The 6,273-nt window shown below is 71.2% G+C and carries 5 protein-coding genes; 2 read left to right on the forward strand and 3 right to left on the reverse strand.

Annotation, left to right across the window (positions count from 1 at the left end; all coding sequences use genetic code 11):
• Positions 1-237 precede the first annotated feature (237 nt).
• From AC32QD_RS11620 to AC32QD_RS11630, 3 genes are all read right to left on the reverse strand, one after another.
• Positions 238-528, reverse strand: a complete 291-nt coding sequence (locus tag AC32QD_RS11620; protein ID WP_492010666.1) for a hypothetical protein — start codon at positions 526-528, stop codon at positions 238-240.
• A gap of 174 nt (positions 529-702) precedes the next feature.
• The gene (locus AC32QD_RS11625; protein WP_492010667.1) at positions 703-2,406 is read right to left on the reverse strand and encodes an NAD(P)H-dependent oxidoreductase subunit E; all 1,704 of its coding nucleotides are present in this window, start codon (positions 2,404-2,406) and stop codon (positions 703-705) included.
• 156 nt (positions 2,407-2,562) lie between these two features.
• On the reverse strand, positions 2,563-3,135 hold the full coding sequence (locus AC32QD_RS11630) for an RcnB family protein (RefSeq protein WP_492010668.1): 573 nt from the start codon (positions 3,133-3,135) through the stop codon (positions 2,563-2,565).
• 340 nt (positions 3,136-3,475) lie between these two features.
• On the opposite strand from AC32QD_RS11630, the gene AC32QD_RS11635 reads away from it, so the two are divergent.
• On the forward strand, positions 3,476-5,716 hold the full coding sequence (locus AC32QD_RS11635) for a DUF255 domain-containing protein (protein WP_492010669.1): 2,241 nt from the start codon (positions 3,476-3,478) through the stop codon (positions 5,714-5,716).
• A gap of 27 nt (positions 5,717-5,743) precedes the next feature.
• The gene (locus AC32QD_RS11640; RefSeq protein WP_492010670.1) at positions 5,744-6,151 is read left to right on the forward strand and encodes a hypothetical protein; all 408 of its coding nucleotides are present in this window, start codon (positions 5,744-5,746) and stop codon (positions 6,149-6,151) included.
• Positions 6,152-6,273 lie beyond the last annotated feature (122 nt).

A 6,273-nucleotide genomic window follows, 5' to 3' on the forward strand; every position in this document is an offset into this window, starting at 1 on the left:
GACGGGTCCGCCGAACTGCTCGAAGATGGATCGCTCGAGATCGAGTTCGCCTACCACCGAGGCGACGAGGCCGTCCTAAAGGCCTTCCGGGAGAGTTCTTCAACAGCCTGCTAGTGAGTGTCACGTCTTCCTTAGCTTCTATTTTCAAAAGGCGTGGTGTTGTGGGATCAATGTCGAAATAATTCGCCAGTGCGCTTGCTGCGAATGCCGCATGTCCACTCGCTGGCCCCACCCCATTCAATAGACGATTAGAACGAATCGTAAGAACGAGCACAATAAGCACGCCGAGTGATAACCAATTGTCTGCAATCCACGCGAGATACGCCCCTCCCGGAATGTTGAGATTTGACGATTGCAACTTTTTTGCCAGTAACCGATGGTTTCCATTGGAAATAGGGTCAGGCTGCGAAGTATGCCCCAGCCAATACCCACGGCGAGAACTATCTTGAACAAGAACCAAGCGAGCTGTTTGGCGTAGGAGAACACGCTCCAGACGACAACTGCGATGACTTCGATCACAGGGCCCATGACGCCTACCTCCATCGGATATTGGGGTCATGAGTAGCGACCCTAACACGATTAGGGCTATTGAATAAGCTGGTGGCGTGGGTCGTCCCGACCCACGGTTCCCGCCACAACGGCCGCAACGGTGGGTTTGAAAACTCAGCGTCTGAGCACACCGGGCCGCCGATCCCCGCCCCCTCACACCTCGTCCGGGAAATACTTCATCGCCAGCAGGAACGGGTTCGGCGCCGCCTGGCCGAGGCCGCAGATCGAGGCGTCGATCATCACCTGGCTCAGGTCGGTCAGCACCTCGCGGTCCCAGGTCTCGGCCTGCATCAGCTTGACCGCCTTCTCGCAGCCGACCCGGCACGGCGTGCACTGGCCGCAGCTCTCGTCCTCGAAGAAGCGCAGCATGTTGAGCGTGGCGTCCTTGATCGAGTCCTTGTCCGAGAGCACGACCACCGCCGCCGAGCCGATGAACGAGCCGTGCGGCTGCAGCGTGTCGAAGTCGAGCGGCACGTCGTCGAGCGAGGCCGGCAGCACGCCCGAGGACGGCCCGCCCGGCTGGTAGGCCTTGAGCGCGTGCCCCTCGAGCATGCCGCCCGCCGCCTCGACGATGTCGCGTATGTTCGAGCCCGCGGGCAGCACATAGACCCCCGGCTGCTTGACCCGGCCCGAGACCGAATAGGCGCGCAGGCCCTTGCGGCCGTTGCGCTCGACCGAGGTGAACAGCTCCGGCCCCTCGCGCATGACGCGCGCGATCCAATAGAGCGTCTCGACGTTGTGCTCGAGCGTGGGGCGGCCGAACACGCCGTTCTGCGCCACATAGGGCGGGCGGTGGCGCGGGTAGCCGCGCTTGCCCTCGATCGACTCGATCATCGCCGACTCCTCGCCGCAGATATAGGCGCCGGCGCCGCGGCGGATGTCGATATAGCCCGGCTTGGCGAGCCCGGCCTTCTCGAGCGCGGCCACCTCGCGGCGCAGGATCTCGATCGACGCGGGGTACTCGTCGCGCACATAGATGAAGCAGGTCGCGGCCTCGACCGCCCAGGCGGCGATCAGCGTGCCCTCGAGGAAGACATGCGGCTCGCGCTCGAGGAAGTAGCGGTCCTTGAAGGTGCCGGGCTCGCCCTCGTCGGCGTTGACGGCGAGGTAGCGCGGCGCCGGCTCGGCGCGCACGAAGCCCCACTTGCGCCCGGCGGGGAAGCCGGCGCCGCCCATGCCGCGCACGCCGGCGTCCAGCATCAGCTGCTGCACCTGATCGGGGGTCTTGGCGCCGTCGCGCAGCGCCTTGAACGAGTCGTAGCCGCCGCGCGCGCGGTACTGCTCGAAGGTCTCGTAATCGGGGATGTGGGCGTGGAAGTCCTGGTCGCGGATGGCCTCGGCGACCTTCTCGGGCGTGGCGTTGTCGATGGCGTTGTGGCCGATCTCGAGCGCCGGCGCGGTGTCGCAGCGGCCCATGCAGGGGGCGCGGACCACGCGCACCTCCGAAGGGTCGTTGCCCGCCTTCAACGCCTCCATCAGCCGCTGTGCGCCCGCGAGCTCGCACGAGAGCGAATCGCACACGCGGATGGTGATCTTCGGCGGCGGCGCCTCGCCCTCCTTCACCACGTCGAAATGGGCGTAGAAGGTGGCGACCTCGTAGACCTCGGCCTGGGGCAGCTTCATCTCGTGCGCCAGCGCGCGCAGATGCGCCGCCGAGAGCTGCCCGTGCCGGTCCTGGATCAGATGCAGATGCTCGATCAGCAGGTCGCGCCGGCGCGGCCGGTCGCCCAGCAGCGCACGCACCTGCTCGAGCGCCCCGTCCTCGATCTGGCGGCCCTTGGGCGTGCGCTTGGCCTTGCCCTGGCCCTTGCGCCAGACGCCGCCATTTCCCTTGGGTTTCTCGTCGAGCGGGCTCATGCGTTCCTCCTGGACGGTCCTGCACAGCTTGTGAATGCGCTGCGTGTATCTGGTATACCAGCGGCGCTTATAACATACCCGCCTGCCGTGGCCAGAGGGTATCGCGGATGCGACGGACGCGGGGCGTTCCCGACATCTCGGGGCCGCGGGCGCGGCTCAGCCGGCATCGGGCGTCTTCCCGGCGGCCCTGAGCTTGGCCAGATCGACGCGGCGCTCGACCACGCGCGTGACCGGGTCGATCAGCAGCACGTCGCCGCGGACGCGGGCATAGATCAGCCCGTCCGGCGGCCTCGGCAGGCCGTACTGGCGCCAGTCCAGGGTGACCTGGGGCACGTCGGGCGGCAGCGCCTCGCCCACCGTGTAGAGCGTCTGGGCCGGCACGCCGCGGGCCCTGAGCATCAGCGGTCCGCGCGGGTCGGGCGGCGGCGGCGGCGCGGCCGGCCTGGCCTGGGGAGGCGGCGCGGGAGCCGGGGCGGGGGCGACCGAGGCCTGCCCCTCCTGCTCGTCCCCGTAGCCCCCGTTGTCGTAGCCCCCGTTGTCGTAGCCCCCGTTGTCGTAGCCCCCGCTGTCGTAGAGCCCGTTGTCGTAGAACCCCTCGCCATAGAGCAGAAGCGGCGTGCCGTGCCGATGATGCGGCTCAAAGCCGTGCGGCGTGTGCCGGCGGCCGCCCGGCCTGCTCAGCCGGCCAGGCTCGAGGGTCGCTGAACCGGGCGGGGTGGTCTGCGCCATCGGCGGTGGGGTCCAGCTGAAGGGCGTGGTGGTCGTGCCAACCGGGGCGGTGCCAGAGGGCGGCGGTGCGCCCGGATTAAGAAACAACCCCCTCGGGCCGGCTGCCGCAGGCGCGGCACCGAGCGCGATAACCAGGACGATGGCGGGGCGTGTCAAGGCCATCCGACTCCCTCCGCTTGTCCCTATCATATAACGCGGCCGCGCCGGAAATCCGTCACCGCGCGCGGTCCGGTGCGCGCCACGCCAGGGACGGGAGCCTCGCGCCGTCGCCGACGGGTTGGACCCGCGGCCTGCCTGTGCGAGGATTCGGCCCAGACTCGCCGCGACAGAAGGGACCGTCATGGCGCCGGACCTGCCCCACGATTCGCCGGCCGACCCGCCCGGCACACGCCGCGAGGCCGGGCTGAGCCGCAGGCTGTGGGCAGCATACGAGGCCAAGGGGCCGGACTACGCCCCGCGCACGCGCCAGCGCGCGCCCGGCGGCCGGCCGCGATTCGTCAATCGGCTGATCCTCGAGGCCTCGCCCTACCTCCTCCAGCACGCGCACAACCCGGTCGACTGGCGCCCCTGGGGCGAGGAGGCGCTGGCCGAGGCACGGGCGCGCGACCTGCCGCTGTTCGTCTCGGTCGGCTACGCCACCTGCCACTGGTGCCACGTGATGGAGGAGGAGAGCTTCGACAACGAGGCCGTGGCGCAAATCCTCAACGCCCACTTCATTCCGGTGAAGGTCGACCGCGAGCAGCACCCGGCGATCGATCAGGTCTACATCACCGCGACCCAGCTGCAGCAGGGCCACGCCGGCTGGCCGAACTCGGTGTTCCTGATGCCCGACGGGCGGCCCTTCCACACCGGCACCTACTTCCCCCGCCCCGACTTCATGCAGCTGCTGCAGGCCGTGGCGCAGCTGTGGCGCAGCGGCCGGCGGTCCGAGATAGAGACCGTGGCCGGGCAGCTCAGCGCCGCGATCCGCAGCGTCGCGCCCGCCGCCCCGGCCGGCGCGGGGGTGCCCGGGCCGGAGGTCCACGCAGCGGCTCTCGACCAGCTCGCCGAGCTGCACAACGCCGAGGAGGGCGGCTTCTCGACCACGCAGCAGTTCCCGCAGGAGGGCTTCGTGCTCTACCTGGTCGACCACTGGCGGCGCACCGGCGCGGTGCGTGCGCTCGGGATCGCCGGGCGCACGCTCGAGGCGATCGCGGCGGGCGGCATCCACGACCATGTCGGCGGCGGCTTCCACCGCTACACCGTGGATGCGACCTGGCGCACGCCGCATTTCGAGAAGATGCTGTACAACCAGGCCCAGCTTGCCCGCGCCTTCATCGAGGGCTGGGAAGCCACCGGCAAGCCGGCCTGGCGCCGCGCCGCCGAGCGCGCCTGCGCCTATGTGCTGCGCGACATGACAGACGCCGAGGGCGCCTTCTACGCTGCCGAGGACGCCGACAGCCCCGACGGCAGCGGCGCGGGCGAGGAAGGCGCCTTCTATGTCTGGCCGCCCGATGCCGCGCGCGCCGCGCTGGGCGCCGAGGCCGGCCTGGCGATCGAGGCGCTGGGTCTGGGCGAGCGCCCGACCGTCGAGGCCGGACCGGTGCCGCATCTCGACGCGGCCGAGCCGCCGGACTTCGCCGCCCTCGACCCGCTGCTCGAGCGGCTGCGTGCGGCGCGCGAGGCACGGCCCAGACCGCTGCGCGACGAGAAGGTGATCGCCGGCTGGAACGGTCTGATGATCCGCGCCCTGGCCGAGGCGGCGGTGGCGTTCGAGACCCCCGCCTTTGCGGATGCGGCCGCGCGTGCGGCCGAGGCGCTGTGGGCGCGGCTTTGGACCGGCACGCGGCTGATGCGGCTGTGGGCCGGGGGGCGGGCGCTCGAGGAGGGCGCGCTCGAGGACTATGCCTGGGCCGGGCTCGGCCTGCTGGCGCTTTGGGACGCCACCGGGGCGGAGAGCTGGCGCGCACGGGCGGCCGAGCTGGCGCACACGGCGCTCGAACTGTTCGGCGACGGCGCGGGACGGCTGCGCATGGCCGCCGCCGACAGCCCGGTCGGCCCGGTCTACGAGGCCGCCGACGGGGCGACGCCCGCGGGCGAGAGCGCCATGCTCGAGCTGCTGGCCCGGCTCGACCGGCGCCTGACAGACCCGGCCTTCCGCGCCGCGGCCGAGCGCCTGCTCGCCGCGCTTTCGGGCCAGCTCGAGCGCACGCCGCTGCTCAGGCCGGACGCACTGGCCGCCGCGCGCGTCCTCGAGGCGGGCGAGGGCGGGCTGCGCCGGGCGCTGGCGGCGGGCGCGGTGCGCGCGCGCCTGGGCCCGGGCGGCGGCCGGCTCAGCCTCGAGATCGCGCCGGGCTGGCATGTCAACGCCCACGCCCCCGGCGCCGAGGGGCTGGTGGGCGCCAGCATCGAGGGCGCCGAGGCGGACTGGCCCGAAGGCCAGGCGCGCGCGCTCGGCTTCGCCGACCGGCCGGTGCGGGTCTACGAGGGCCGGCTCGACCTCGCGCTCGCGCCCTCCGCCGAGGTGATCCAGCTGACCGTGCAGCCCTGCTCCGCCACCGCCTGCCTTCCGCCCCAGACCGCCGCTTTCCGCTTGCGGTAGCGGAGTGCGCGGGCCATGCTCGGCCGCATGAGACCGCTGCTGCTTGCCCTTTGCCTCGCCGCTCTCCCGCTGGCGGCGGCCCCGGCCGACGAGTCCGTCAGCCCCTCCCAGTTCCGCGATTATGCCCAGGGCTGGACGCTGCATTTCTCGCGCCATGGCCAGCCCTTCGGCCAGGAGACCTTCAAGTCCGGCCGCCGCACGATCTGGCGCAACCCCGACGGCAGCTGCGTGAACGGGGTCTGGCGCCCCTATGGCGCCCGGCTGTGCTTCTATTACGGCGAGGGCGACCAGGTCTCGTGCTGGCGGGCTTTGCGCGACGACAAGGGGCTCTACGTCAAGCTGACGGGCGACGGCCCCGACGCCGGGCTGGAGCTGCGCGTCACCGGGCGCGACAGGGCGCCCCCCTTGTGCGGCAAGCCCGGCCGGGCGATCTGACATGGCCATGCTCGAGCGCCACGAGATCGAGATTGCCCGCATCTACGTGCCGGTCAAGCGCGCCAAGGCGCTGGATGCGGCCCGGGTCGAGGCGCTGGCCGAGGACATCCTCGAGCACGGCC

Source organism: Thermohalobaculum sp. (assembly GCF_058622915.1).